Annotated in this window: 28 protein-coding genes and 1 tRNA gene; 23 read left to right on the top strand and 6 right to left on the bottom strand. The window is 69.9% G+C overall.

What is annotated here, in order from left to right; translation table 11 throughout:
- Positions 1 to 68: 68 nt before the first annotated feature.
- From galU to QMK30_RS02390, 8 genes are all read left to right on the top strand, one after another.
- Positions 69 to 971, top strand: a complete 903-nt coding sequence (gene galU / locus QMK30_RS02425) for a UTP--glucose-1-phosphate uridylyltransferase GalU (RefSeq protein WP_283515421.1) — start codon at positions 69 to 71, stop codon at positions 969 to 971.
- A gap of 4 nt (positions 972 to 975) precedes the next feature.
- Positions 976 to 2,316, top strand: coding sequence for a molybdotransferase-like divisome protein Glp (gene glp, locus QMK30_RS02420; protein WP_283515420.1), 1,341 nt, complete (start codon positions 976 to 978; stop codon positions 2,314 to 2,316).
- A gap of 62 nt (positions 2,317 to 2,378) precedes the next feature.
- Positions 2,379 to 2,858, top strand: a complete 480-nt coding sequence (moaC, locus tag QMK30_RS02415; protein WP_283515419.1) for a cyclic pyranopterin monophosphate synthase MoaC — start codon at positions 2,379 to 2,381, stop codon at positions 2,856 to 2,858.
- On the top strand, positions 2,855 to 3,376 hold the full coding sequence (locus QMK30_RS02410) for a MogA/MoaB family molybdenum cofactor biosynthesis protein (protein ID WP_283515418.1): 522 nt from the start codon (positions 2,855 to 2,857) through the stop codon (positions 3,374 to 3,376). The genes moaC and QMK30_RS02410 overlap by 4 nt, the downstream gene beginning before the upstream one ends.
- Entirely contained in the window at positions 3,373 to 3,999 is a 627-nt protein-coding gene (locus tag QMK30_RS02405) for a GNAT family N-acetyltransferase (RefSeq protein WP_283515600.1), read from the top strand. Before QMK30_RS02410 ends, QMK30_RS02405 begins: the two co-directional genes overlap by 4 nt.
- A gap of 162 nt (positions 4,000 to 4,161) precedes the next feature.
- Positions 4,162 to 5,355, top strand: a complete 1,194-nt coding sequence (gene sepX, locus QMK30_RS02400) for a divisome protein SepX/GlpR (protein WP_283515417.1) — start codon at positions 4,162 to 4,164, stop codon at positions 5,353 to 5,355.
- Positions 5,356 to 5,415: 60 nt separating this feature from the next.
- Positions 5,416 to 5,489 (top strand) — tRNA-Ala (locus QMK30_RS02395).
- A 241-nt stretch (positions 5,490 to 5,730) separates the two neighbouring features.
- Positions 5,731 to 6,372 carry an NAD(P)-dependent oxidoreductase gene (locus QMK30_RS02390; RefSeq protein WP_283515416.1) on the top strand — a complete coding sequence of 214 codons (642 nt, stop codon included), beginning with the start codon at positions 5,731 to 5,733 and terminating at the stop codon, positions 6,370 to 6,372.
- Positions 6,373 to 6,399: 27 nt separating this feature from the next.
- On the opposite strand, the gene QMK30_RS02385 is transcribed toward QMK30_RS02390, so the two are convergent.
- Entirely contained in the window at positions 6,400 to 6,885 is a 486-nt protein-coding gene (locus QMK30_RS02385) for a GNAT family N-acetyltransferase (RefSeq protein ID WP_283515415.1), read from the bottom strand.
- A gap of 65 nt (positions 6,886 to 6,950) precedes the next feature.
- On the opposite strand from QMK30_RS02385, the gene QMK30_RS02380 reads away from it, so the two are divergent.
- From QMK30_RS02380 to QMK30_RS02335, 10 genes are all read left to right on the top strand, one after another.
- Positions 6,951 to 7,748, top strand: a complete 798-nt coding sequence (locus tag QMK30_RS02380) for an exodeoxyribonuclease III (RefSeq protein ID WP_283515414.1) — start codon at positions 6,951 to 6,953, stop codon at positions 7,746 to 7,748.
- Between the two features lie 192 nt (positions 7,749 to 7,940).
- Positions 7,941 to 8,174, top strand: a complete 234-nt coding sequence (locus QMK30_RS02375) for an acyl carrier protein (RefSeq protein ID WP_283515599.1) — start codon at positions 7,941 to 7,943, stop codon at positions 8,172 to 8,174.
- Positions 8,171 to 9,415 (top strand): beta-ketoacyl-[acyl-carrier-protein] synthase family protein, encoded by a 1,245-nt coding sequence (locus QMK30_RS02370; RefSeq protein WP_283515413.1) that lies wholly within the window; start codon positions 8,171 to 8,173, stop codon positions 9,413 to 9,415. Before QMK30_RS02375 ends, QMK30_RS02370 begins: the two co-directional genes overlap by 4 nt.
- 92 nt (positions 9,416 to 9,507) lie before the next feature.
- Positions 9,508 to 10,416, top strand: a complete 909-nt coding sequence (locus QMK30_RS02365) for an alpha/beta fold hydrolase (protein WP_283515412.1) — start codon at positions 9,508 to 9,510, stop codon at positions 10,414 to 10,416.
- Positions 10,417 to 10,543: 127 nt separating this feature from the next.
- A complete protein-coding gene (locus QMK30_RS02360) occupies positions 10,544 to 10,714 on the top strand; it encodes a hypothetical protein (RefSeq protein WP_283515411.1) in 171 nt (56 codons plus the stop codon).
- A 126-nt stretch (positions 10,715 to 10,840) separates the two neighbouring features.
- Positions 10,841 to 11,188, top strand: coding sequence for a hypothetical protein (locus QMK30_RS02355; protein WP_283515410.1), 348 nt, complete (start codon positions 10,841 to 10,843; stop codon positions 11,186 to 11,188).
- 316 nt (positions 11,189 to 11,504) lie between these two features.
- Positions 11,505 to 11,738 carry a chaplin gene (locus tag QMK30_RS02350; protein WP_283515409.1) on the top strand — a complete coding sequence of 78 codons (234 nt, stop codon included), beginning with the start codon at positions 11,505 to 11,507 and terminating at the stop codon, positions 11,736 to 11,738.
- Between the two features lie 132 nt (positions 11,739 to 11,870).
- Positions 11,871 to 12,830, top strand: a complete 960-nt coding sequence (locus QMK30_RS02345; protein WP_283515408.1) for a chaplin family protein — start codon at positions 11,871 to 11,873, stop codon at positions 12,828 to 12,830.
- Between the two features lie 219 nt (positions 12,831 to 13,049).
- Positions 13,050 to 13,358, top strand: a complete 309-nt coding sequence (locus tag QMK30_RS02340) for a hypothetical protein (RefSeq protein ID WP_283515407.1) — start codon at positions 13,050 to 13,052, stop codon at positions 13,356 to 13,358.
- Positions 13,359 to 13,631: 273 nt separating this feature from the next.
- Positions 13,632 to 13,832: a hypothetical protein gene (locus QMK30_RS02335; protein WP_283515406.1), complete on the top strand. Its 201-nt coding sequence runs from the start codon at positions 13,632 to 13,634 to the stop codon at positions 13,830 to 13,832.
- Between the two features lie 60 nt (positions 13,833 to 13,892).
- On the opposite strand, the gene QMK30_RS02330 is transcribed toward QMK30_RS02335, so the two are convergent.
- Both QMK30_RS02330 and QMK30_RS02325 read right to left on the bottom strand, forming a co-directional pair.
- Entirely contained in the window at positions 13,893 to 14,138 is a 246-nt protein-coding gene (locus QMK30_RS02330) for a chaplin (protein ID WP_283515405.1), read from the bottom strand.
- Between the two features lie 314 nt (positions 14,139 to 14,452).
- Complete coding sequence (locus tag QMK30_RS02325; RefSeq protein WP_283515404.1) at positions 14,453 to 14,848, bottom strand: rodlin; 396 nt, start codon at positions 14,846 to 14,848, stop codon at positions 14,453 to 14,455.
- A 206-nt stretch (positions 14,849 to 15,054) separates the two neighbouring features.
- On the opposite strand from QMK30_RS02325, the gene QMK30_RS02320 reads away from it, so the two are divergent.
- Entirely contained in the window at positions 15,055 to 15,450 is a 396-nt protein-coding gene (locus tag QMK30_RS02320) for a rodlin (protein ID WP_283515403.1), read from the top strand.
- 180 nt (positions 15,451 to 15,630) lie between these two features.
- Here QMK30_RS02320 and QMK30_RS02315 read toward each other — a convergent pair whose 3' ends face one another.
- The gene (locus QMK30_RS02315) at positions 15,631 to 16,131 is read right to left on the bottom strand and encodes a DUF5949 family protein (RefSeq protein WP_283515402.1); all 501 of its coding nucleotides are present in this window, start codon (positions 16,129 to 16,131) and stop codon (positions 15,631 to 15,633) included.
- Positions 16,132 to 16,203: 72 nt separating this feature from the next.
- Positions 16,204 to 16,920 carry a MerR family transcriptional regulator gene (locus QMK30_RS02310; RefSeq protein ID WP_283515598.1) on the bottom strand — a complete coding sequence of 239 codons (717 nt, stop codon included), beginning with the start codon at positions 16,918 to 16,920 and terminating at the stop codon, positions 16,204 to 16,206.
- 162 nt (positions 16,921 to 17,082) lie between these two features.
- Between QMK30_RS02310 and QMK30_RS02305 the strand changes: the two genes are divergently transcribed.
- From QMK30_RS02305 to QMK30_RS02290, 4 genes are all read left to right on the top strand, one after another.
- A complete protein-coding gene (locus QMK30_RS02305; protein ID WP_283515401.1) occupies positions 17,083 to 18,651 on the top strand; it encodes a flavin-containing monooxygenase in 1,569 nt (522 codons plus the stop codon).
- Entirely contained in the window at positions 18,648 to 19,616 is a 969-nt protein-coding gene (locus QMK30_RS02300) for an alpha/beta fold hydrolase (protein WP_283515400.1), read from the top strand. The genes QMK30_RS02305 and QMK30_RS02300 overlap by 4 nt, the downstream gene beginning before the upstream one ends.
- The gene (locus QMK30_RS02295) at positions 19,613 to 20,494 is read left to right on the top strand and encodes an SDR family oxidoreductase (protein WP_283515399.1); all 882 of its coding nucleotides are present in this window, start codon (positions 19,613 to 19,615) and stop codon (positions 20,492 to 20,494) included. The genes QMK30_RS02300 and QMK30_RS02295 overlap by 4 nt, the downstream gene beginning before the upstream one ends.
- 121 nt (positions 20,495 to 20,615) lie before the next feature.
- On the top strand, positions 20,616 to 20,798 hold the full coding sequence (locus QMK30_RS02290) for a hypothetical protein (protein ID WP_283515398.1): 183 nt from the start codon (positions 20,616 to 20,618) through the stop codon (positions 20,796 to 20,798).
- A 605-nt stretch (positions 20,799 to 21,403) separates the two neighbouring features.
- Here the strand turns inward: QMK30_RS02290 and QMK30_RS02285 are convergent.
- Positions 21,404 to 24,676 carry a S41 family peptidase gene (locus QMK30_RS02285; RefSeq protein WP_283515397.1) on the bottom strand — a complete coding sequence of 1,091 codons (3,273 nt, stop codon included), beginning with the start codon at positions 24,674 to 24,676 and terminating at the stop codon, positions 21,404 to 21,406.
- Between the last annotated feature and the right edge of the window lie 55 nt (positions 24,677 to 24,731).

The raw sequence follows: 24,731 nt of genomic DNA, 5'->3' as shown, positions 1-24,731 counted from the left end.
CCCTCGTATGAGAATTTATTGACCGGAGCCTAATCTTCCGCCCATACGCAACGGATATCGTTCTGCCCATGACTCAGTCCCGCCCCAGGATCAGCAAGGCTGTCATCCCCGCCGCCGGTCTCGGAACCCGATTCCTGCCGGCGACGAAGGCCACTCCCAAAGAGATGCTGCCCGTCGTGGACAAGCCGGCCATCCAATACGTGGTCGAGGAGGCCGCGGCCTCCGGTCTCTCCGACGTTCTCATGGTGACCGGCCGCAACAAGCGCCCCCTTGAGGACCACTTCGACCGCAACTACGAGCTGGAGTCGGCTCTGGGGCGCAAGGGCGATGCCGAACGCCTGGCAAGAGTGCAGGAGTCGAGCGACCTCGCCACCATGCACTACGTCCGCCAGGGCGACCCCAAGGGCCTGGGCCACGCGGTGCTGTGCGCCGCGCCGCACGTCGGTGACCAGCCCTTCGCCGTACTCCTCGGTGACGACCTGATCGACCCGCGCGACCCCCTGCTGTCCCGGATGATCCAGGTCCAGGAGGAGCACGGCGGCAGCGTGATCGCCCTCATGGAGGTCGACCGCGAGCAGATCCACCTCTACGGCTCCGCGGCCGTCGCGGCGACCGGGGACAGCGATGTCGTACGGATCACCGGTCTCGTCGAGAAGCCCGACCCGGCCGACGCGCCCAGCAACTACGCGATCATCGGCCGTTATGTCCTGGACCCCGGTGTCTTCGAAATACTGCGCAAGACCGAGCCCGGCCGCGGCGGCGAGATCCAGCTCACCGACGCCCTCCAGGAGCTGGCCCAGGACGAGACGGTCGGCGGCCCGGTGCACGGCGTCGTCTTCAAGGGCCGGCGCTATGACACCGGTGACCGCGGCGACTATCTGCGTGCCATTGTCAGACTCGCGTGCGAACGTGAAGACCTGGGCCCGGACTTCCGGACCTGGCTTCGCAGTTACGTCACCGAGGAGATGTAGCACCTTGAGCAGCACCACAGCGTCGCCGGCAGCGTCCACCGGACAGGACGGCCACATCTGGTCGGTGGACGAGCACCTGGAGGACATCCTCGCCGCGGTCCGCCCGCTCGAACCCATCGAGCTGCAACTGCCGGACGCCCAGGGCTGTGTCCTCACCGAGGACGTGACGGTGCCCGTGGCGCTGCCCCCCTTCGACAACAGTTCGATGGACGGGTACGCGGTGCGCACCGCCGATGTGGCGGGCGCGAGCGAGGAGTTCCCCGCCGTCCTCACGGTGATCGGCGATGTGGCGGCCGGTAGTGGCGAGCTGCTCACCGTCGGCCCCGGCGAGGCCGCCCGCATCATGACCGGAGCCCCGCTGCCGCCCGGCGCCGAGGCCGTCGTCCCGGTCGAGTGGACCGACGGCGGTACGGGCGGCGGCCCCGCCGCCACGATGCGCGCGCACAGCGCCTCGCCCGAGGACGCGTCGGGCGAAGTCCGTGTCCATCGCCCCGTCGAGGCCCGAGCCCATGTGCGCGCCCGCGGCAGCGACGTCCAGGCCGGCGACCTCGCCCTGGAGGCCGGCGCGATCGTGGGCCCGCCGCAGATCGGACTGCTTGCCGCCATCGGCCGCGCCACCGTCATGGTCCGCCCGCGCCCCCGCGTCGTCGTCCTGTCGACCGGCAGCGAGCTGGTCCAGCCCGGCGAGGAGCTGGGCCAGGGGCAGATCTACGACTCCAACAGCTTCGCGCTGACCGCCGCCGCCCGGGACGCCGGAGCCATCGCCTACCGCGTCGGTGCCGTCACCGACGACGCCGAGACGCTCCGCGCCACCATCGAGGACCAGCTGATCCGGGCCGACATGATCGTCACCACCGGTGGCGTCAGCGTCGGCGCGTACGACGTGGTCAAGGAGGCGCTCTCGTCCGTCGGCGACGAGGACGAGCCGGGCAGCGGCATCGACTTCCGCAAGCTCGCGATGCAGCCGGGCAAGCCCCAGGGCTTCGGCTCCATCGGCCCCGACCACACCCCGTTGCTGGCGCTCCCCGGCAATCCGGTCTCTTCGTACGTCTCCTTCGAGCTGTTCGTGCGTCCCGCGATCCGCGCCCTGATGGGCCTCAAGGACGTCCACCGCCCCACGGCCCGCGCCACGCTGCGCGCCGACAAGCCGCTCGGCTCCCCGGCGGGCAAACGCCAGTTCCTGCGCGGTACGTACGACGAGGAGTCGGGCACCGTCACGCCCGTCGGCGGCGCCGGATCGCACCTGGTCGCGGCCCTCGCCCTGGCCGACGCGCTGATCACCGTTCCCGAGGAGACCACCTCGCTGGAGCCCGGCGCGGAGGTCGTTGTGGTCCTGCTCGGGTGACAGGGGTCCGGTGGGGGTAGCGTGTCTGCCCTCACAGGCCCTGACCGGGAGCGCCACACGTAATGAGTACGCACGAACGGCTCACCCACATCGACGAGGCGGGCGCGGCCCGCATGGTCGACGTATCGGCCAAGGACGTCACCGCGCGCACCGCCCGTGCCACCGGACGTGTTCTCGTCTCGCCGCGCGTCGTCGAGCTGCTGCGCGGTGAGGGCGTCCCCAAGGGCGACGCGCTCGCCACGGCACGTATCGCGGGCATCATGGGCGCCAAGCGGACGCCCGACCTGATCCCGCTGTGCCATCCGCTGGCGCTCTCCGGCGTGAAGCTCGACCTGTCCGTCGCCGACGACGCCGTGGAGATCGCCGCCACGGTGCGCACGACCGATCGTACGGGCGTCGAGATGGAGGCGCTGACCGCTGTCACGGTCGCCGCGCTCACCGTCATCGACATGGTGAAGGCGGTCGACAAGGGCGCGGTCATCACCGATGTCCGGGTCGAGGAGAAGACGGGCGGCAAGTCCGGCGACTGGAGCCGTTCATGACCACCGCCGAGCGAGCCCCTCTCAGAGCCCTCGTCGTCACCGCGTCCAACCGGGCGTCCGCCGGTGTCTACGCCGACCGGGGCGGCCCGCTGATCGCCGAGGCCCTGACCGCGCTGGGCTTCGAGGTCGCGGGGCCCGAGGTCGTCCCGGACGGCGACCCGGTGGAGGCGGCGCTGCGCGCGGGCGTCGCCGCCGCGTGCGACGTCATCGTCACCACCGGCGGCACCGGCATCTCGCCCACCGACCGGACCCCCGAGGCCACCCGCCGCGTCCTCGACTACGAGATCCCCGGCATCCCCGAGGCGATCCGCGCCCAGGGGCTGGCGAAGGTCCCTACCGCCGTGCTCTCCCGCGGCCTCGCAGGCGTCGCCGGCCGGACCCTGATCGTCAACCTGCCCGGTTCCACCGGCGGGGTGCGCGACGGCCTCGCAGTCCTGGACCGGCTCCTGACGCACGCCGTCGACCAGCTCAGGGGCGGCGACCACCCCGGCACCCCGCGACTCGGGAGCCCGAGCTGAACGGTTCACCCTGGCCCGTCGACCTGGCGGACGGCGACGTCGTCCTCCGCCCGATAAGGCTGCGCGACCAGCGGAACTGGCGCGACGTCAACCGGCGCAACCGCGACTGGCTGCGCCCCTGGGAGGCGACGATCCCGCCGCCCGCCCCCGCGGGCCCGGTCGCCCTGCGCCCCACCTACCGGCAGATGGTCCGTCATCTGCGCGCCGAGGCCAACGCGGGCCGGATGCTGCCCTTCGTCATCGAGTACCGGGGTCGGCTGGCGGGCCAGTTGACGGTCGCCGGGATCACCTGGGGGTCGATGTGCTCGGGGCACATCGGCTACTGGGTCGACCGTGACGTGGCGGGCCGAGGTGTGATGCCCACGGCCGTCGCCCTCGCCGTCGACCACTGCTTCAGGTCGGTCGGTCTGCACCGCATCGAGGTCTGCATTCGCCCCGAGAACGTCCCCAGCCGCAGGGTGGTGGAAAAACTCGGATTCCGTGAGGAGGGCCTGCGCCCCCGCTATCTCCACATCGACGGTGGATGGCGTGACCATCTGGTCTTCGCACTCACGGCGGAAGAGGTACCCGAAGGGCTGCTCTCCCGCTGGCGCCGAGCACGGCCGGGGACACCTCAGAAATGAAATAAGTGTTCGAAATTGATCGCCTACTGATCGTATGCGCACCCACAAAAGCAGCCTGCTGATCCGATCAATCACAAAAAAGTTCGAGTTATCAGCCAGATCGTGCGACACACCGGGCCAATTGGCGGATGGCCCAGCGCAGACCCCTCTACGGTGTGGGGTGTGAGTAGCAGTGGCCTCATCTACGCAGTCATCGTCGGGGCCTGGGCCGCCTACTTGGTGCCGATGTGGCTCCGCAGGCAGGACGAGCTCAATGAGGCCCGTCCGACGGAACGCTTCAGCACCGCCATCCGGTTGCTGTCCGGACGGGCGGCCATGGAGCGCCGATACGCCAAGGAGCTGCAGGACCGCACCGCTGGTGAGGCGCAGCCCGACGTGGACCCGGATGCCGTCACGGACCGAATGAGTTCCGTCGACGTCCGGGCCTTTGCCGCGCCCCCGATGCAGACCGAACGCCCCGACGCGCGGGAAGAAGCGCGCGAAAAGGCTCGGGAAGCACGCCAGGAGGCGCGCGAAGAAGCACGAGAAGGAGCACGGGAGGAAGACGCGCGGGAGCACGCGCGCGAAGAGGCGCGGGAGAGCGCGCGCCAGAGTGCGCGGCAGGGCGCACGAGAGGAGCGGCGCGCGCGCACTACCGGCGCAGCCGCCGAACGGGCCCGGCGCTCGAAGGTCCTCGCGCGCCGTCGGCGCACCACCGTGGTCCTCTTCGTCGTCTTCACCGTGGGCGCGATCGTCGCGGCGGTCGGCGGCCTGCGCGCCCTGTGGGCGCCGGCGATCCCCGCGTTCCTGCTGAGCATGTACATCGTGCATCTGCGGACGCAGGAGCGGCGGCGCTTCGCCTTCACCATGGACCGGCGCAGGGCCGAAGTGGCGGCGCAGCGGCTGCGTGAGCGCCGCCCGCACCAGGGGCGGCGCCAGGCCGGCGCGGAGCCGGACGAGGAGCCCACCGTACGGCCGGAACCGGAACCGGCGCCCGCGGTCTCCCCGCAGGAGGCGGGCCGTCGCGCCCTGGTGGAGCAGACGGACCACGCGGAGTGGGTCGATCAGCAGCGTGAGCGCGAGCGGGGCTCGGCGCGCGGTGAGAGCTGGGACCCGGTGCCGGTCCCGCTGCCGACGTACGTCACCGCCCCGGTCGCGCCGCGCGCCACGGGCAGTGTGGACTTCGGAGACCCGAACACCTGGAGCTCGGCGCGGTCGAGCACCGCCGAACCGACTCCCGACGCGGAGCCGGCGCCCGCCGCCGAGCAGCCTCCGCGTCAGCGCACCGCTCCACCGCGACGCAACCGCGACCGGGGCCGCACGCCGCTTTTCGACCAGTACGCGGACGACGGCCGACCCCGCGCGGTCAATGAGTGACCTGCGGGGAACGGATTTCCAAGCACCCCGATCGGAGTGCTAGAGTTTCTCTCGTTGCAAGGGCCTGTGGCGCAGTCTGGTAGCGCACCTCGTTCGCATCGAGGGGGTCTGGGGTTCAAATCCCCACAGGTCCACCGCAGCAGTTGATGAGCTCCCGCCCGATCGTTCAGATCGGGCGGGAGCTCATTTTTGTGCCCCGAGTCTGTCGGACCGTCAGTTCCGCCCTCCGCCGTACGGGCCGCCCGCGTCGCCCACTTCCTGGAACCGGGGCGCTCGCGACCCCGAAAGTAGCTTAGCGGTAAGGTATATTGCTTGGAGCTAAGCAATCCATGCGTGAAGATGTCATGCGTGAAGATGTGGAGAGGAGCGCGAGCCATGCGCATCGCCGTGTTCGGGGCGGCCGGAAACCTGGGGAGCCGAGTGGTGGCCGAGGCGCTGTCGCGCGGGCACGAGGTCACCGCCGTGGTGCGTGACCCGGCCCGCTTCCATGAGCTGGACGCCGCCGCCATCGCCAGGGCCGGTGACGCGGCCAGCGTCGAGGACGTGGCCGCGCTGAGCGCGGGCCAGGACCTCGTGATCACGGCGACCCGGCCGGCCCCGGGCCGCGAGGGTGAGCTCCGCCCGACCACCGAGGCGCTGCTGGCCGGGGTCGCCCGTACCGGCGTCCGGCTGCTGGTCGTCGGTGGCGCGGGCAGCCTGACGCTGCCCGGCGCCGGCGGTGTCGCCGTGATCGACGGCCCTGGCTTCCCCGCGTCCTGGCGCCCCATCGCGCTGGCGTGCAAAGAGCAGTTGGAAGTGGTCCGCGCCGCCGAACCTGGGGTGGACTGGGCCTATCTGAGCCCGGCCGCGCTGCTGGAGCCGGGGGAGCGTACCGGTACGTACCGGACGGGCGCAGACGAGCTGCTTGTCGATGCCGAGGGTAACTCGGTGATCTCCATGGAGGACCTCGCGGTGGTGCTGCTGGACGAGGCGGAGCGGCCCAAGCATCACCGGACCAGGTTCACTGCGGCGTACTAGGACCGCCCCGCGGACCACGCGGCGGCATCACGGCGTGAGTGGCTTGGCGAAGCAGCGGCTGTCCTCGTACTCGCGGAAGTGGCCGAACTTCGGGGTCGGGAGGTAACCGCTCGACGTGTACAGGGCGATGGCCTCGGGCTGCTGGGTGCCCGTCTCCAGCACCATCCGGATGCGGCCGGTCGCGCGGGCGTCCGCCTCCAGGAGGGCGAGGATGCGCCGCGCGAGCCCGAGGCTGCGGCAGTCCGGTATCACGTACATGCGCTTGATCTCGGCGTCGCCTACCGCGTATCCCTCGCCGTTCTCCTCCTGGGAGCGCCAGGCGCCGGTGGCGACAGCGCGGTCCCGGTCGTCGTACGCGATGAGGTAGATGCCCCGTGGTGGCTCGAACATGGAGGGGTCGAGCGGTGTGCTGTCGCCCTCGCCGTCGTCGTAGCGCCGCATGTATTCCTGCTGCACCTGGGCTTCGAGCTTGACCGCGTCGGGGTGGTCGTAGGAACAAGTCTGGATATTCATACGAGCAATCGTACAGCTATGCATTGTCGGGGTCGACTGCGCTTCGATGTCGGTATTGTGCCCGGATGCTCACTGTGACCAGCGTAAATGTGAACGGGCTGCGCGCCGCCGCGAAAAAGGGTTTTGTGCCCTGGCTGGCGGAGACCTCGGCCGATGTGATCTGTCTCCAGGAGGTACGGGCCGAGCCGCACCAGCTCCCGGACGAGGTGCGCGAACCGGCGGGCTGGCATGTCGTGCACGCCCCCGCGGCCGCCAAGGGGCGCGCGGGCGTCTCGCTCTATACGCGGCGGGCGCCGGAGCGCACGCGGGTCGGCTTCGGCAGCAGTGAATTCGACGGGAGCGGTCGGTATGTCGAGGTGGACCTCCCCGGCGTCACGGTCGCCAGCCTCTACCTGCCCTCCGGTGAGGTCGGCACGGAGCGGCAGGACGAGAAGATCCGGTTCATGGCGGAATTCCTGCCGTATCTCCAGGGGCTGAAGGAGCGCGCCGCGGCCGACGGGCGCGAGGTGCTGGTGTGCGGCGACTGGAATATCGCCCACCAGGAGGCCGACCTCAAGAACTGGAAGGCGAACAAGAAGAACTCCGGGTTCCTGCCCGAGGAGCGGGCCTGGCTCACGCAGGTCTTCGAGGAGGCGGCGTACGTCGACGTGGTGCGCGCGCTGCACCCGGACCAGGAGGGCCCGTATTCCTGGTGGTCGTATCGCGGCAGGGCCTTCGACAATGACTCGGGCTGGCGCATCGACTACGCGGTGGCGACCGGCAGGCTGGCGGATCGGGCCGTCAAGGCGTACGTCGAACGGGCGGCCAGTCACGACCTCCGCTGGTCGGACCACGCGCCGGTGACCGTCGTATTCGATCGGTAACGCCGGTGCCCCGAAAGGCACTTGAGGCTTCGTACACAGAAGCGATTACTCACCGCATTGAGCGAACGATGTAAGAGACCGTCCGGGTGAGCGCGTATAAAGGTTGCCGTTCAACTCAGCCAGATTCGCCGACACGTACGCACCAACATGCGGTTGGCAACATCGTGTACGAATGCGAAGGAGTGCCGAATGGTGAGTGCGGCAGAAGAAGTCAGCACGCTCATGGTGCAGAAATTCGGAGTCGATCCCGCAGCCGTCCAGCCCGAGGTGTCGCTCCACCAACTGCGCATGGACTCCCTGGCCCTGGAGGAATTCCGGCTCCTCATCGAGGACCGTCTCGAGATCGACCTCGGGGACGCCGCACTGACCTCGCGGGACACCGTCGGTCAGCTCGTCGAGCTCGTACACAGCAAGATTCTCGTGTGACGGCGCCCGCGCAGAAGCCCTTCAGCGCGGCGGTGACGGGCCTGGGCCTGGTCACCGCCGCGGGTGTCGGGGTCAAAGCCGCGTGGCAGGGCGTCACCGAGGGCATCGCACCCACCTCCGTGTCCCGGCGCGAGGAGCTCCGCGACCTGCCGTGCGACTTCATGTACGGCGTCGATGACCTCGACACCGCGCTGATCCTCGGTGTGGCGGCGCAGCGGCTGATGGACCGGTTCTCCCAGCTCGCCGTGGTCGCCGCGCGCGAGGCCGTCGCCGACGCGGGGCTCGACGCCTCCGTGTGGGACGGCGGCCGCGTCGCCGTCGTCATCGGGTCCGCCCACGGCGGACTGGCCTTCTACGACGAGCAGTCCGCCGTACTCGCCGCGAAGGGCCCGCGCCGCGTCTCGCCCAAGCTCGCCCCGCTCACCGTCGTCAACAGCGCGGCCAGCAGCGTCTGCATGGACATCGGTGCCCGTGGGCCGAGCCTCGCGGTGTCCACCGCCTGCTCATCGGGCACCGTCGCGATCGGCACCGCGCACCAGCTGCTGCGCACCGGCGCCTGCGACATCGTCGTCGCCGGTGGCGCGGAGTCGGTCCGCTCGCGGCTGCTGATCGCCAGTGCCTGCCAGATGAAGGCGGTCTCCACCCGCCGGGACAACCCGGCGGCGGCCTGCCGGCCGTTCGACGCGGACCGGGACGGTTTCGTGGTCGGTGAGGGCGCCGGTCTCCTCGTGATGGAACGCCCCGAGCACGCCAGCGCACGCGGCGCCCGCATCCGGGCCCACGTCGCCGGATACGGGGCCTCCAGTGACGCGTACTCGACCGTGGCACCGGATCCCGAGGGGCGGGGCATCGAGAGCGCGCTGCGCACCGCGATGGCCGACGCGGGCGCCGTCGCGTCCGACATCGGCCACGTCAACGCGCACGGCACCTCGACCGTATTCAACGACCTGATCGAAGCGACCATGCTGCACCGAACCCTGGGCACGCATCCGCTCGTTACGTCGACGAAGGCAATGACGGGCCACACGCTGGGCGCGGCCGGCGGCATCGAGACCGCGCTGACCGTCCTCGCCCTGGAGCACCAACTCGTCCCCCCGACCGTCAATCTGGACACGCCCGACCCGCAGATCCTGATCGATGTCGTCAGCGGCGCCGCCAGGCCCGCGGCATTCGACTGCGCGGTCAAGACATCGCTCGGCTTCGGCGGCCACAACGCCGCACTTGTCCTCACCCGGGCCTAGGGAGTGTCGTTCGGATCAAGGCCGGATCAGGGAGCGGGGCTGATCCCAACGACACCCCCCAGACCAGCTAGACCACCAGAAGGAAGAGGCGCATGCCCGAGGAAGTCGTCCGATCCCTGTCGGTGAACGGGCTGCCTTACGCCTACCGCGTGCTGCGGCAGACCGATGCGCGCACCGAACCGGTCCTGGTCCTCGGGGGTGCGCTGCAGGGCATGCTCGGCTGGCCCCAGCTGGAGGACCGGCTGGGCCCGATGGCGACCATCGTGACCGCGGACCTGCCGGGCATGGGCACCGCGGCCCCGCTGCCACCCGGCCCCAGCGCGGAGCTCCTGTGCACCGCCGTCACGCAGATCATCGAGGATCTCGACGTACCGCGGGTCAACCTGTTCGGCTTCTCCTACGGCGCCGCACTGGCCTTCGGCTGCGCGCAGCGCAACCCCCGGCGCATCGCCCGGCTGATCCTCGGCGGCGTACCGACGTACATCAGCGACGAGCAGCGGGCCCACTGGCGGCGGGCCACCGGCCGGCTGGCCGCAGGCGACACCGAGGGCTTCGCCACGCTGGTCGCCGAGGCGCTGATGTGTGTCGACCCGGACCGTCATGTGACCCGCAGGGAGCTCGCCTTCCGGTACGTCAGGCGGTCCATGCTGCATGCCGTCGCGCACTCGCCGCACGCCGCGGATTCGCTGGAGCGCTCGCTGGGGGACCGGCCCGACTTCTCCGGCGGTCTGTCCGGCGTGCCGACGCTGGTCTTCACCGGGGAGCACGACACCGTGACCTCCGCCGAACGGCAGCGCACCTTCGCGGCGACCATCCAGAGCAGTCGTTTCACCACCATCCGGGACGCCGACCACTGGGTCGTCCTAGAACGGGCCGACGAGGTCGCGGACTTGGCGGCACGGTTCTTCACGGACCAGCCACTGGAGACGGCCAACTACCTGAGGTCCGTGCCCCGCCAGGCCCGATCGGTCTCCGAGCCGGTGCTCGATGTCGTCTCCTGAGAGGGCGCGAAGGCCCCGCGACCCGGGCCGCGGACAGGGCGACGTACGCGCCGTACCGGCGTTGTCTTTTGATATGTCCGTGACTTGTGGCCGCGTCCGCCGTTGGCAGGACATGAAGAAACGAAGCATGGCCGCTGTCGCATCCCTCGCAGCCGGAGTGGTGGCGGCTCTCATCACCCCCGCGCCCTCCGCCCACGCCGACTCGGCCGACCAGCCGCTGGGGCTCCCCATCTCCGTTCCCGAGATCGTCGCGGACGGAAGCTTCGCGGACGTGGACGAGTTCACCGGATCCGAGTAGGGCGCCGGAGCCCTTCACACCGCACCCGCCGACGGACACAGCCCGTGAGGTGCTCCTGTGCAGCGCAGGAGCACCTCACGGCGTCCAGAGGCCACACAGCACCCCCACTCAAGGACGGAGCAGCCCATGCCGATGCGGAAGCGTCGCAAGCAGAAGGGCCGTCGCCACCGCCGGGTCAACCGCACCCCGCGTCCGGTCACGAGGACCAGGCCGAGTGAGAGCGCGGGCACCGGCGCCGTCGACGAGAAGATCGTCTTCAGGCCGGTCCAGGCCGGCGGAATCGGCCGCCCCGCCGAACGCACCTGGCAGCACTTGAGGACCTGTGGAGACACCGGAGCGAGCGTCGACGAGCTGAGCGGCGTCGTCGGCTACCAGCGGGCCACCATCACCCGGCACGTGGACGGCCTCGCCGCCCACCACCTCGCCCAGCAGCGCGACGGCCGTTGGTACGCGGCCCAGGCCGCAGCCCACTGACTCCAGCGCCCGCCGCCGACCCTCCCGTTCAATAGAGTAATTTTCGACTTTCGTTACGTGCGCCCCGTGTCATCGGTTAGGCACAACGGCTGGTTCCCTGCCCGCAGTTCGGGCGATACCCAGCTGCCTGAGCTGTGGCGACCTGATTGTGCGGCGTTCGGGTGATAGCGCAAAGATAGCTTAATTTATTGAGTTTCCTCAGTGGAATCGGATCGTTACCGATGTCGACGGCGACGCTACGGGCGTGAAGAACAGACTCGTGCAGCGCGAAGGACGTGGCTGTATAGGGCGTCGTCGCCGGAAAGGTTCAATAACAATGAAGTACCTGAAGACCGCCGCCTTCATCGCCGGTTCGCTCATGGCCGTCGGTGTCGCCTCCCCGGCCCTCGCGGACAGCGAAGCCAAGGGCATCACCAGCCACTCCCCGGGTGTCCTCTCGGGCAACAGCGTGCAGATCCCCGTGCACGTTCCGGTGAACCTCTGCGGCAACACTGTGAACGTGGTTGGCCTGCTGAACCCCGCGTTCGGCAACGTCTGCATCAACAAGTAAGACCCAGCTTCACCGTTAAGTGTTTGGACCCAGTTGGCCCCCAAGCGCACGCCATGCGCTCGGGGGCCAACTGGAAATCCTCGTGCGTGGGCATTCGGCTCGCCGCAAGCATGGAAGACAGGGAACGGCAAAGTGCGACAGGTTTTGAGTAGGAGTGTCTTCGCTGCGGCGGCCGCCTCCGGAGTCCTCGCGATGTCCGGTGGCGCCGCACACGCGGACGCTGAGGCCGGCGGCGCGACCACGAACTCGCCGGGAGTGCTCTCCGGCAACAACGTCCAGGCCCCGGTTCACGTGCCGGTGAACGCCTGTGGCAACACGGTCAATGTGATCGGGCTCCTGAACCCGACCATCGGCAACTCGTGCGCCAATGTCTCCGGCGGCCACCGCGGCGACTCGGGCCAGCATGGCAGTCCCGGCGGCCACAGCGACTCGGGCCAGCACGGCCAGCACGGCAGCCCGGGCGGCTACGGCGACTCGGGCCAGCAGGGCCAGCACGGCAGTCCCGGCGACTCCGGTCACCACGGCCAGCACGGCAGCCCGGGCGGCTACGGCGACTCGGGTCACCACGGCAGCCCCTCGGGTGCGACTGCACAGTCGGAGACGAGCCACTCGCCTGGCGTCGGTTCCGGCAACAACGCGCAGGTGCCGATCGAGGTGCCGGTGAACGCGTGCGGCAACACCGTGGATGTCATCGCGCTCCTCAACCCGACGATCGGTAACGAGTGCGCCAACGGCACCTCGGTGCCGCCCAAGGACAAGCCGCCGGTTGACAAGCCGCCGGTTGACAAGCCGCCGGTCGACGAGCCGCCGGTCGACGAGCCGCCGGTTGACAAGCCGCCGGTTGACAAGCCGCCGGTCGACGAGCCGCCGGTTGACAAGCCGCCGGTCGACGAGCCCCCGGTTGACAAGCCGCCGACGGCCGACAATCCTCCGGCCCCCGGGGCCCCCGCGGACAAGCCCCGCGCGGATATCAAGGAGCCGGCCCTGGCCCACACGGGCGTCGGCCAGGTCGGTGCCGCGGCCGCCATCAGTGCCGCCCTGCTCGGCGGCGGTCTGCTGCTTGCCCGTCGCGGCCGGGTCACCCAGAGCTGAAGTGCTCGCAAGGCAGTGCTGGGGCGGATTTTACGGAACCTGCCCCAGCGCGCTTTTGTTCCGGGCATTCGAGTGAATCGGCAAGAAGGCATGCACTTTTAGTTTCCCGGCGCACGGGGCTTCGTTAGCCATGGTGTCAGTGACACCGAAGAGCAGCATCAAAGTGTCGCGGGATGCCAAGGTCGCGGATTACGCCACCACAAAAAGGGATTAATGAGAATGAAGTACATGAAGGCCGCATCGGCCCTTGCTGTTTCGGTGATCGCTGCGGGAGCTGCCGCGGGATCCGTGTCCCCGGCGATGGCTGCCCCCGAGGGGTCCATGAGTCTGAACACCGGTGTTCAGACTCTGGCGGACGCCGTGAACGCCAACCAGCCGCTGGACGGTCCGGTCGCGAAGCCGCTGCTGAATGCCGTGACGAAGACCGCGCACGCCGTCAACGCTGCCAAGGACGGCAAGCCGACGGACCTGCTGAGTGGCGCCGCCAAGTCGGCTCCGCTGGTCGGCGGTCTGCCTCTCGGCGGCTGACCACCGGGGCGGCGCCTCGTGGCGCCGGAAGTGTGGCCAGAAGGCCGGCATGTGCGCCAGGCGCGCGTACGCCGGCCTTCTGGCATTCCGGGACACCTCGCGCAGGGGCCGCTCGTACCGCGGATGCGCGAGCCGGTTCGGGCCGCATCCGCTGCTCCGTCATTCGGTCGAACTCTGGCCCCCGGACGGCTGCAAGAGTCCCAGCAGGTCGAGGCGGACGGCGTGGAGAAGTATGCGTACTAGCGTCCTATTCCACCTCGTCAGGAGGTGAGAATGCGCAAGATTCTTGGTCGCACGGCCACTGCCGCCGCCCCCGCGGTCATCCCGATCGCCGGTACCGCCTCGGCGGCCTCGGACCGGGCGGGCTCGCGGACGGCTGCTGCCGACCGTTGCTGGAACGACCACGGTGACTGGTACTGCCACGACCACAGTCACCACGACGGCCTGCTGGTCCTCGACCTGGATCTGCTCTGACCTGCACTGGGCATGAGTGAGGGGCCCCGTGGACTCATGTCCACGGGGCCCCCGCTTTGTTCAGGCGGCACAGGCGTTGGTCGACTCCTTGCCGGACGCCGGGTTCAGGAGGCCGATGACGTTCACGGTGTTGCCGTCGACGTTGACGGGCACGTGAACCGGGACCTGAACCAGGTTGCCGGAGAGGACGCCCGGGGAGTGGGTCGCGACGCCCGCGGCCTCGCTGTCGGCGGCGGAGCCTGCGGCGGCACCGGCGCCGAGACCGGCGGTGGCGATGACGAGAGCAGCCTTCTTGGCAGCGCACATATCAGTACACCTCCTGGTGGAGGTTGACTTTTCGGAAATTCTTGCATGCTGCGGGGTGTATTTTGGCGAGAATGCCCGCAGCCCGGGAGATTCACGCTGATCGCGCAATAGCGAAGCTATATGCAGCGTTCAAGACGGGTGAATTCTGCGGTCCGAGAGTGTGATTATCGTTCTCTGAAGTCGCGGCCGTCCGGGCGGGGGCGAATTCCCTGAAATGACCACGCGCCCCTGACCGAATCGGTCAGGGGCGCGTGGTCAAGGGCGCCGGGGGGAGACCCCAGGGCCGGGTCAGCGTACTGGACGCTCTGGAGGCGTCAGTGGTTCGTCGCGCCGTTGCCGGAGATCGCGTTGTCCAGGAGGTGCGAGAGCGTCTCGTCACCCTTGACCTGGCTCGAGTTCTCAACGCACTGCTGCTCCTGCGGGTTGGACAGGATGTCCTGGACACCGACGTTGACCGCCGCGACAAGCGACTGGATGTTCCGCACGGGGATGGCGACACACGGCTTGTTGAACGAACCCTGGACGATCGACAGCTGCGGGCTCTGGTCGCCGAACGTGGCGGCATTGCCGTAGGACTGCACCGCGCCGTTGCCGCTTGCGGTCTGGGTGGTCCGGTCGTCAGCGGCGGCGATCGCCTGACCGGCGCCGGCAACGCCGAGCCCGGCGACAGAGGCGGCAACTGCGGCCGTGGCCATCATCTTCTTGAGCATTTAAATTTCCTTGCTAGTGCGGGTACGCGGGATTCTGCGTCAGGCTCAACTTTCTCCCTGTGGATTGGTTGCGCCGGTTCACCCGAATGGTATTGAAGGACCAATAGTGCGCGGCCAAATGGGTGATGCAGGAGAACTAACCGGCTGATACGCAGTTGGTCAGGACGCCTCAACTCGGGGTACGACACGTGAGAAAGAGGAAAACAGTGATCAAGAAGGTCATGGCTACCGCTGCCGTCGCCGCTTCTGTCATGGGCCTTGGTGCCGCGGCTGCCCCGCAGGCGATGGCCGCCGCTGACGACCGGTCCACCGCGACCGCGAGCGGCAACGGCGCGGTGCAGTCCTACGGCAATGCCGCCACGCACGGCGACATGAGCCCCCAGATGTCGCTCATCCAGGGTTCGTTCAACAAGCCGTGTGTCGCCATCCCGGTGCGCAACATCCAGTCGGTGGTCGGCCTCGTGAACGTCGGCGTCCAGGACATCCTGTCCAACCCGCAGACCCAGCAGTGCGTTGAGAACTCGAGCCAGGCCAAGGGTGACGAGACGCTCTCGCATGTCCTGGACAACCTGCTCGCGGGCAACGGCGCGACGAACAACTGATCTCCCCAGTGACAGCTCGGGCATTCCGCAGGCTTCTGTGCGGTTGCCCGGGCCTGGTGAGTGGCGCGTAAGGGGAGACCAGCCGCTCCCCTTGCCCCACCGCAGAGGTCAGGCCCCCCAGATGGAAGTCATCTGGGGGGCCTGACCGCTGCGGTGGGGTTTTTGTGGGGCCGGGTGTGGTCACTTGCGCAGAGTTGTCACCGGGACGACGCAGTGCGCGGAGGCCGCGAGCACCTCCTCGTCGCCGATGAACGCCTTCAGGTCCTCTGCCATGACGTCGGTGCCGGGGGCGCCTTTCGGCCACGGGCGGGTGGTGAACAGGAAGTGCACATGCCCCCGCTTGAGGGCCGCCTGGGTCCACTGCTCGGGAACGAGACACTGGGCCTTGAGGCTCGGCATGGTCACCGACGCGCTGCCGCTCTCGAGGAGTACGGACACCGGCGAGTTGGTCCGGGAGACCTCGAACACTCCGCCGCCGACCGGCAGTCCGGTCTGTTCGAGGAGAAGGCGGACGGCTCGCTCGCCGGCCTCGGGGCCGCCTTCGCCGTCGCCCAGCGTGTAGGCGAGCAGGAAGGGCAGGTCGCGGCCGTCATCGATGTTCTCGCCTGCCCAGCCGATCACGGTGATGGTGCCCAAGTCGGCGGGGTTCAGGCGGGTTTCAGCGGTCTCTGTTGAGGTCATAGCCCCGGACCTTAATTGCCCCACGTACCGGGGCAGGCGCCCGATTCACCCGGCCGGGCTAAGCGCTTGGGCTCAATACCCCGTACGTGGACGCTTCTCCGGTGAGTCGGTCGCGCATTCTTCCGCCTTGGCCCGCGCGGTCCGGATGAGGCGGTCCAGGGCCATCGACAGCTCGGCGTCGACGACGCTCTTCGCGAGCGGGCGCAGCCGCTCCAGCGAGGCGGCCGGGTCACCGGCCGCTTCAGGTCCCATGTGGTCGCGGACCAGACCGGTGAAGAGCTCGGCCATCGCCTCCGTGTGCTTGCGCACCTCGCGGCCCGCCCCGAGGACGGCGGCGAGCGGTACGCCCTCGCGCACCAGGGCCGCGGAGACGTCGAGGAGCCGGCGGCTGATGTGGACGAGCTCGTCGCCGTCGGTCCCCAGGTAGCCGAGGTCGAGCGCCGCGGCGAGGTTCTCCGCGGTGACCTCGCCCGCGAAGTAGTCGGCGAGCGCTTCCGGCGTGAGGCGGACCGGGGTCTCCTCGCTCCAGGTGGCGGGGGCGGCGTCGTCGCCGAGGCCGAGCAGTTCGCCGACGTCACGGCCGCTCTCGATGGTGCTGGCGAGGTCGGCGATGCCGGTGAGGGTGTGGCCGCGCTCCAGGAGGGCGGCGATGGTGCGCAGCCGGGCCAGGTGGTGGTCGTCGTACCAGGCGATACGGCCTTCGCGGCGCGGTGGCGGGAGCAGTTTGCGCTCCCGGTAGAAGCGCAGGGTGCGCACCGTGATGCCGGCCGCCCCGGCCAGCTCCTCCATGCGGTACTGACGTGCTGCTGCTTCTGATGCCACCTGGGAAGCCTATGCACTACCGGCGGTAACTTCTGTCGCTGGACCCCTACCCATCAGTACGCAGCTGTTCTACTCTCCCAACCATGCCAGTGATTGCTGGCAGAGTCGCGGAGCGCGGGAGGCGTCGGCATGGCCGAGCACGAGCACGTACGAGTGGCGGTGATCGGATCCGGATTCGGTGGCCTCGGGGCGGCCGTCCGGCTGCGCCGCGAGGGGATCACCGACTTCGTCGTCCTGGAGCGGGCCGATTCGGTCGGCGGCACCTGGCGGGACAACAGCTACCCCGGCTGCGCCTGCGACGTACCGTCACACCTTTACTCGTTCTCCTTCGCACCCAACCCGGACTGGCCGCGCACCTTCTCCGGGCAGCAGCACATCCGGGCCTATCTGGACCATGTCGCGGACACCTTCGGGCTGCGCCCGCACATCAGGCTCAACCACGAAGTGACGATGATGCGCTGGGACAACGACGAGCTGCGCTGGGAGATCGAGACCGCGAGCGGGGTGCTGACCGCCGATGTGGTCGTCTCCGCGACCGGGGCGCTGTCGGACCCGAAGATCCCCGATGTCCCGGGGCTCGCCGGATTCCCCGGCAAGGTCTTCCACTCGGCGCGCTGGGACCACGACTACGACGTGCGCGGCAAGCGCGTCGCGATGATCGGGACGGGGGCGTCGGCGATCCAGATCGTGCCGGCGATCCAGCCCGATGTCGCGAAGCTGACGCTGTTCCAGCGGACGCCGCCCTGGGTGATGCCGCGCGTGGACCGGGTGATCACGGGGCCCGAGCGCTGGCTGCACCGCAATGTGCCGTTCACCGGGAAGGCCCGGCGCGGTGTCCTGTTCGGGCTGCGGGAGCTTCAGGTCACCGCGTTCACCAAGCACCCGCGGCAGCTGGGCGCCGTCGAGTCCATCGCCAAGGCCAATATGGCCAAGGCCATCAAGGACCCGGCGCTGCGGGCCAAGCTGACACCGTCGTACCGGATCGGCTGCAAGCGCATCCTGTTGTCCAGCTCGTACTACCCGGCGCTCGCCCAGCAGAACGTGGACGTGGTGGCCTCCGGGCTCAAGGAGGTGCGCGGCTCCACGGTCGTCGCGGCCGACGGGACCGAGACCGAGGTCGACGCGATCATCTTCGGTACGGGCTTCCATGTCACCGACATGCCGATCGCTGAACGGGTGATCGGCGCCGACGGCATCACGCTCGCCGAGGCGTGGAAGGACGGGATGGAGTCGCTGCGCGGCGCGACCGCGGTCGGCTTCCCCAACTGGATGACGATCGTCGGTCCCAATACGGGCCTCGGGAACAGCTCGATGATCCTGATGATCGAGTCCCAGCTGAACTATCTCGCCGACTACATGCGCCAGTTGTCCGTCCTGGGCGGCAAGGTCGCGCTCGGCGCGCGTGCCTCCGCCGTGCACGCGTGGAACCGGCGGGTGCAGGACCGGATGAAGCGCACGGTGTGGAACACCGGCGGGTGCGACAGCTGGTACCTGGATGCCAATGGGCGCAACACCACGATCTGGCCGGGTACGCCGAGCGAGTTCCGGCGGGTCACTCGGGAAGTGAATCTCGCGGAGTACGAGGTCGTGCGGGTGCGTGCGGCGGAGTCCGTGGGCGTCTCGGCCGCCTCCGAAATGGTACGCGCGAAGGGGTCAGGCAAGGCCTCGGGGCGGTCGGGCAAGGGGGCGGTGGTATGAGTCGGCTGTTGACCGGTGGCGGCGGGGTGCTGGTTCCCTCGCGTGAGCTGACCGCGGTGTCCGCCGACGGGTCCCGGCTGCATGTGGAGGTGCATGGGGCCGAGGGTGCGCCCGCCATCGTGCTCGCGCACGGGTGGACGTGCTCGACGCTCTTCTGGGACGCGCAGATCAGGGCGCTGGCCGGTGAGTACCGGGTGATCGTCTACGACCAGCGCGGGCATGGGCGTACGCCTGCCGTGGCGCACGGCGGCTACACCACGGACGCCCTGGCCGACGACCTCGAAGCGGTCCTCGCCGTCGTGCTCGCCCCCGGTGAGAAGGCACTGCTGGCCGGGCACTCCATGGGCGGGATGACGATGATGGCCGCCTCGCGCAGGCCCGAGTTCGAGGAGCACGCCGCGGCCGTTCTGCTGTGCAGTACGGGCAGTTCGCGGCTGGTGGGGGAGTCGCTCATCCTGCCGATGCGCGCCGGGGGTATGCGCACCCGGATCACCCGGGCGATTCTGGGGGCGCGCGCTCCCCTCGGGCCGGTCACGCCGCTCTCCAGGAAGATCCTCAAGTACGGGACCATGGGCCCCGGTACGGCGCCGGAGCGGGTCGCGCGATGCGCCCGTATCGTGCACGCCTGTCCTCGGGCCGCGCGAGTGGCCTGGTCGCACGTGCTGGGAGAGCTCGATCTCGAAGCCGGGGTACGTGACTTGCGGGTGCCCACCGCGATCGTCGCGGGCACCGCGGACCGGCTCACCCCACCGGTGCATGCGCGGGCCATCGCCGCGGCGCTGCCGCATTCGCTGGGGGTCACCGAGCTGACCGGCGTCGGGCACATGACGCCGGTGGAGGCGCCGGAGGCCGTCACCGCGAAGCTGCGCGAGCTCGTCATGGCGTACGTCGACGTGAGTGGTGTCAGTGGCGCCGACCGTGTCGGCGGTGGCCATGCCCGAAGTGAGAAGGAGGACGTCGTATGAGCAGGCAGAGTCTTGAGGGACAGGTCGCGGTCGTCACGGGGGCGGCGCGGGGTGTGGGCGAGCAGTTGGCCCGCAAGCTGTCGGCGCGCGGGGCGAATGTGGCGCTGGTCGGGCTGGAGCCGGAAGAGCTCAAGCGGGTCTCGGAGCGGCTGCACAGCGAGAGCGACTACTGGCACGCGGACGTCACCGACCATGTGGCGATGGCGCGGGTCGCGCAGGAGGTGAAGGAACGCTTCGGAAAGGTGGACATCGTGGTCGCCAACGCGGGAGTCGCCTCGGGCGGGCCGTTCATCGACTCCGACCCGGACGCGTGGCGGCGGGTCATCGAGGTCAATCTGATCGGCGGGGCGGTCACGGGGCGGGCCTTCCTGCCGGTGCTCATGGAGAGCCGGGGGTACTTCCTCCAGATCGCGTCGCTGGCCGCGATCACGCCGGCGCCGATGATGACGGCGTACTGCGCGTCGAAGTCGGGGGTCGAGGCGTTCGCGCACTGTCTGCGGGCGGAGGTCGGCTACCGGGGTGTGCGGGTCGGGGTCGGCTATCTGTCCTGGACCGATACGGACATGGTGCGGGGCGCGGATCAGGACGATGTGATGCGGGAGTTGCGGCAGCGGCTGCCGTGGCCCTCGAACCGGACGTACCCGCTGGGTCCCGCGGTGGACCGGATCGTCGCGGGCATCGAACGCCGCTCCTCGCACGTGTACGCGCAGTGGTGGCTGCGGGGGATGCAGTCCGTACGCGGCTACCTGCCCGCCGTCATCGGGGCGGTGGGCCAGCGTGAGATGAAGCGGTTCGAGCCGCGGTTGGCCAGTGTCAGCAGGGGGCTCGTGGGGGCGGGCGGCGAGGCGGACGAGAAGGCGCGTGCACAGCGTTATTGATCGAAATGCGTGGAATGTCGGGGCGCGTCAGTCTGGTCGAGGCCCGAGGGCGGGACGTTGCGTGCGCCCCCTCCTCCGGCCACCCCTTGTACCCCTTCACACCCGTCTAGGAGTGAACCTCATGGGCATGGCAGACCAGTTCAAGGACAAGGCGCAGGAGCTTGCGGAGCAGGCCAAGAAGGCCGCGGGCGGTGCGAAGGACGAGGCGTCCGAGCGTGGCAGTGAGGCGCAGGACAATCAGGAGAAGATGCGCGAGGAAGCGGAGCAGGCGCGGGACGAGGGTCAGGACCGCTTCAAGGCGTAGCTCTGTGGCTTGAGTGGTGTAGTGCGGAGGGGGCGTGCCTGGGTTTGGGTGCGTCCCCTTTGGCGTGCGGGTGCGGGTGCGGGTGCGGGTGCGCGGTGCGGGGCGGCGGGGTGCGGTGCGCGGGCCGGCGGTTGGGTGCGGGTTGCCTGCGGCGCTGTCCCCTACCCGCCCCTTCCCGAAACCGGGGCTCCGCCCCGGACCCCGGTCCTCAAACGCCGGACGGCTGAAATCGGCGGGCGGGCTGGGATGGCGGGGTGTGGCGGGTTCCCGGTCCCGGTCCTCGAACGCCGGACGGGCTGGACTTGGGCGGGTGGGGGAAGGGGACGGTTCCATGCCCAGGCCGACCCGGGGGCATCTGGTGCCGGCCAGGCTGAGATGGGGCCCCGGGCCCCTTCCCGCGATGCCGGGAGGGGACGTGTCGGGGCGATCCCCGCAGGGTGTCGAACGCAACCACCGCGAACCTGACGCAGCAGTGCCCGAACGTTCGGCGCCCGAGGAGACGCCCCGACGCGGCACCGACCCCGGACCTCGCCCCCGGACCTCGCCCCCGGACCTCGTCCCGGGGACGCCGCCCCGGGACCCCCCGCCCCCAACCGGCCGAGCGGTCACGCCCTAGGCGGCAGCTTCGGGCGGCGCTTGTTCGGGACGTTCCTGTAGCCGGGGGGTGTGGATGCCGGGTGTGTGTTCAGGAGGTCCAAGGCCACCCGGACCGCGTCGTCCAGTTGGGCGTGGCGGCCCTCCGCCCAGTCCAGGGGGGTGCGCAGGGCCTCGATGTCCGGTTCCACTCCGTGGTTCTCCACCGACCAGCCGTACTCGTCGAACCAGGCCGCGTTCATCGGGACAGTGATCACCGTCCCGTCGCCCAGCGTGTGCCGGCCCGTCATGCCGACCACGCCGCCCCAGGTGCGGCGGCCCACCACCGGGCCGAGTTCCAGGAGCTTGAAGGCCGCCGTGATCATGTCGCCGTCCGACGATGTCGCCTCGTCCGCCAGGGCCACCACCGGGCCACGGGGTGCGTTCGAGGCGTACGAGACGGGTTGGGCGTTCCGCGTGAGGTCCCAGCCGATGATGGTCCTGGTCAGTTTCTCCACCACCAGTTCGCTGATGTTCCCGCCCGCGTTGCCCCGTACGTCGACGATCAGCGCGGGGCGCTGCACCTCCAGGCGCAGGTCGCGGTTGAACTGGGCCCAGCCCGAGCCTCCCATGTCGGGGATGTGCAGATAGCCGCACTTGCCGCCGCTCAACTCCCGTACCACTTCACGGCGTTTGGCCACCCAGTCCTGGTAGCGCAGCGGGCGCTCATCGACCAGCGGGACGATCGCCACCCTGCGCGCCCGCCCCTCGCCCTCGGCGGGCTGGAAGGTCAGCTCGACCGTGGTGCCGCCCGCAGCGGCCAGCAGGGGGAAGGGGCCGGAGACCGGGTCCACCGGGCGGCCGTCCACATGAGTGAGGACCGCGCCCTCCCTGATGCCCGTACCGGCCAGCGGGGAGCGCGCCTTGGAGTCCGATGAGTCACCGGGCAGGATCCGAGCGATCAGCCAACTGCCTTCCCGGCAGACCAGGTTGGCGCCCAGCAGGCCCATCGCTCGTTGGTAGTGGCGCGGGCCCTCGCTGCGGCGCGCGGCGGCGACGTACGCATGCGAGGTGCCCAGCTCACCCAGGACCTCACGCAGCAGATCCGCGAACTCGTCCGGTGTGGCGACCCGTTCGAGGAGCGGGCGGTACTGGGCGAGGATCGCGTCCCAGTCGATGCCGCACATCCCCGGCTCCCAGAAGTACGCGCGGATGACGCGACCCGCCTCGTCGTAGGCCTGGCGCCACTCCGCCTCCGGGTCCACGTCGTGCAGGATGCGGCGCAGGTCGAGGTAGACCGTCGAGTCGTTGTCGCCGGACTCCGTCGAGGGGACGGCCCGCAGCTCGCCCTCGTCCATGACGACCAGGCGAGAGCCGTCGCCGCTCACCGCGAACCAGTCGAGGTGGTCGACGAGTTCACTCTTGCGCGCCTTGGTGATGTTGAAGTGTTCCAGGGTCGGGCGGCCCGACATGTCGGCCGGGTTGGCGAAGGTCTCGCCGAGCGCCCCCGAGATCGGCCAGCGCAGCCACACCAGGCCGCCGCCGCTCACCGCGTTCAGCGCCGAGTACTTGGAGGCGGCCACCGGGAACGGCGTCACCCGGCTCTCCAGGCCCTCGATCTCCACCAGGACCGTACCGTCGGCGCTCTCGTCCTCCGTCGGATCCAGGCCGCCCGCCGCGGGGCGGCCGTCCGGTGACAGGGCGAAAGGGGACGGTGTCGCGGAAGAGAGAGGGACGAGATACGGGCGGCAGCCCAGCGGGAAGGACAGATCGCCGGTGTGCACGTCGTACACGGGGTCGAAACCGCGCCAGGACAGAAAGGCGAGGTAGCGGCCGTCACTGGTGAAGACCGGATTCTCGTCCTCGAAGCGGCCGTTGGTGACATCGACCGTGGCGCGCATCCCCGGCCCGGCGATCCGCGCCATCTTGATCTGGCGCAGCGAGCGGCCGATCCCGGGATGGGACCAGGTCAGCCAGGACCCGTCGGGGGAGAAGGCCAGGTCGCGCACCGGCCCGTTGATGGAGCGGATCAGCTCGGTGACCTCGCCGTTGGACTCCTCGGTCGCGTCGATGAGGAGCAGCCGCCCGTCGTGTGCGGCGATCGCGATGCGCTCGCCCTCCGGGTCCGACAGCATTTCCTGTACGCGCCCGAGCTCCCCGGACGCCAGGCGCCGCGGCGCGCGTTCGCCGCTGGCCCGTGGCAGGTAGGCGATCTCGATCGCGTCCTCGCCCTCCGCGTCGGTGACGTACGCGACCTGCCCGCCGCTGCCGAGCATCTCCGGCAGCCGGGTGCGTACCCCCGGGTTGTCGGTGATGGTGCGGGCCGGGCCGTCGCGGTGGGTGAGCCAGTACAGGCTGCCGCGCACCACGACGGCGCTCGCCCGGCCCGTCTCGTCCACGGAGAGCGCGTCGACATGGCTGGCGGCCGGGACCTGGTAGCTGCGCCGCCCGGCGCGCGGCCCGCCCAGGCGCACCTCCAGTTTGCGTGGTACGCCCCCCTCGGTGAGGTTGTCGACCAGCCAGAGGTCGCCCGCGCACTGGTAGACCACCCGCTCGCCGTCACTGGACGCGTGGCGGGCGTAGTACGTGTCGTGGTCGGTGTGGCGCCGCAGGTCGGTGCCGTCGTACTGACAGGAGTAGAGATTGCCGACGCCCTCGTGGTCGGAGAGGAAGGCGATGCGCCCGCCGACGAACATCGGGCAGTCCAGATGCCCACCGATGTCCGGCAGCAGTTGCTCCCCGTGCAGCCACAGCCGACCTGTCGCCCCGCCCCGGTAGCGCTTCCACGCGGCGGGCTCGTGCGGCGGCTTTCCGGTGAGCAGGAGCGTACGGCGCTCACCGTCGATGTCCGCGGTCGCGATGTCGGCGACAGGGCCCCAAGGCAGCTTGCCGCCGGGACTGCCGTCGGTGGGCAGGCTGTAGGCCCAGGAGTAGTAGGAGAAGGGCTGGCCGTGCGAGGACACCGCGAGGATGCTCGCCGGGCTGTCGGGGGCCTCGGGCGTCCAGCCGCAGACCCGGGCGTCGATGGAGCCCCAGTAGGTCAGCCTGCGGGCCGGCCCGCCGCCGACGGGCGCGAGGTGCACCTCCGGGTCCAGGCTGCGCCAGGTCGTGTACGCGAGGTGCTTGCCGTCCGGGGAGAAGCGCGGGTGGGTGACCTTGGTGCGGTCGACGGTGATCCGCCAGGCCCGGGACGGCCGGTGCTCCTCGGGGACCAGCGGTGCGACCCAGAGGTCGTCCTCCGCGGCGAAGCACAGCAGATCGCCGTGGAGGTGCGGGAAGCGGAGGTACGCGCCGTCGTCGCTCACCCCCCAATGCTTCCCGCGGGCGGGGGGTGCGGCAACTTGTGGCGCAGAACACCAT

It is taken from the genome of Streptomyces sp. H27-C3 (genome assembly GCF_030063415.1).
Lineage (GTDB): Bacteria > Actinomycetota > Actinomycetes > Streptomycetales > Streptomycetaceae > Streptomyces.
This window is presented reverse-complemented; position numbering and strand designations above follow the sequence as displayed.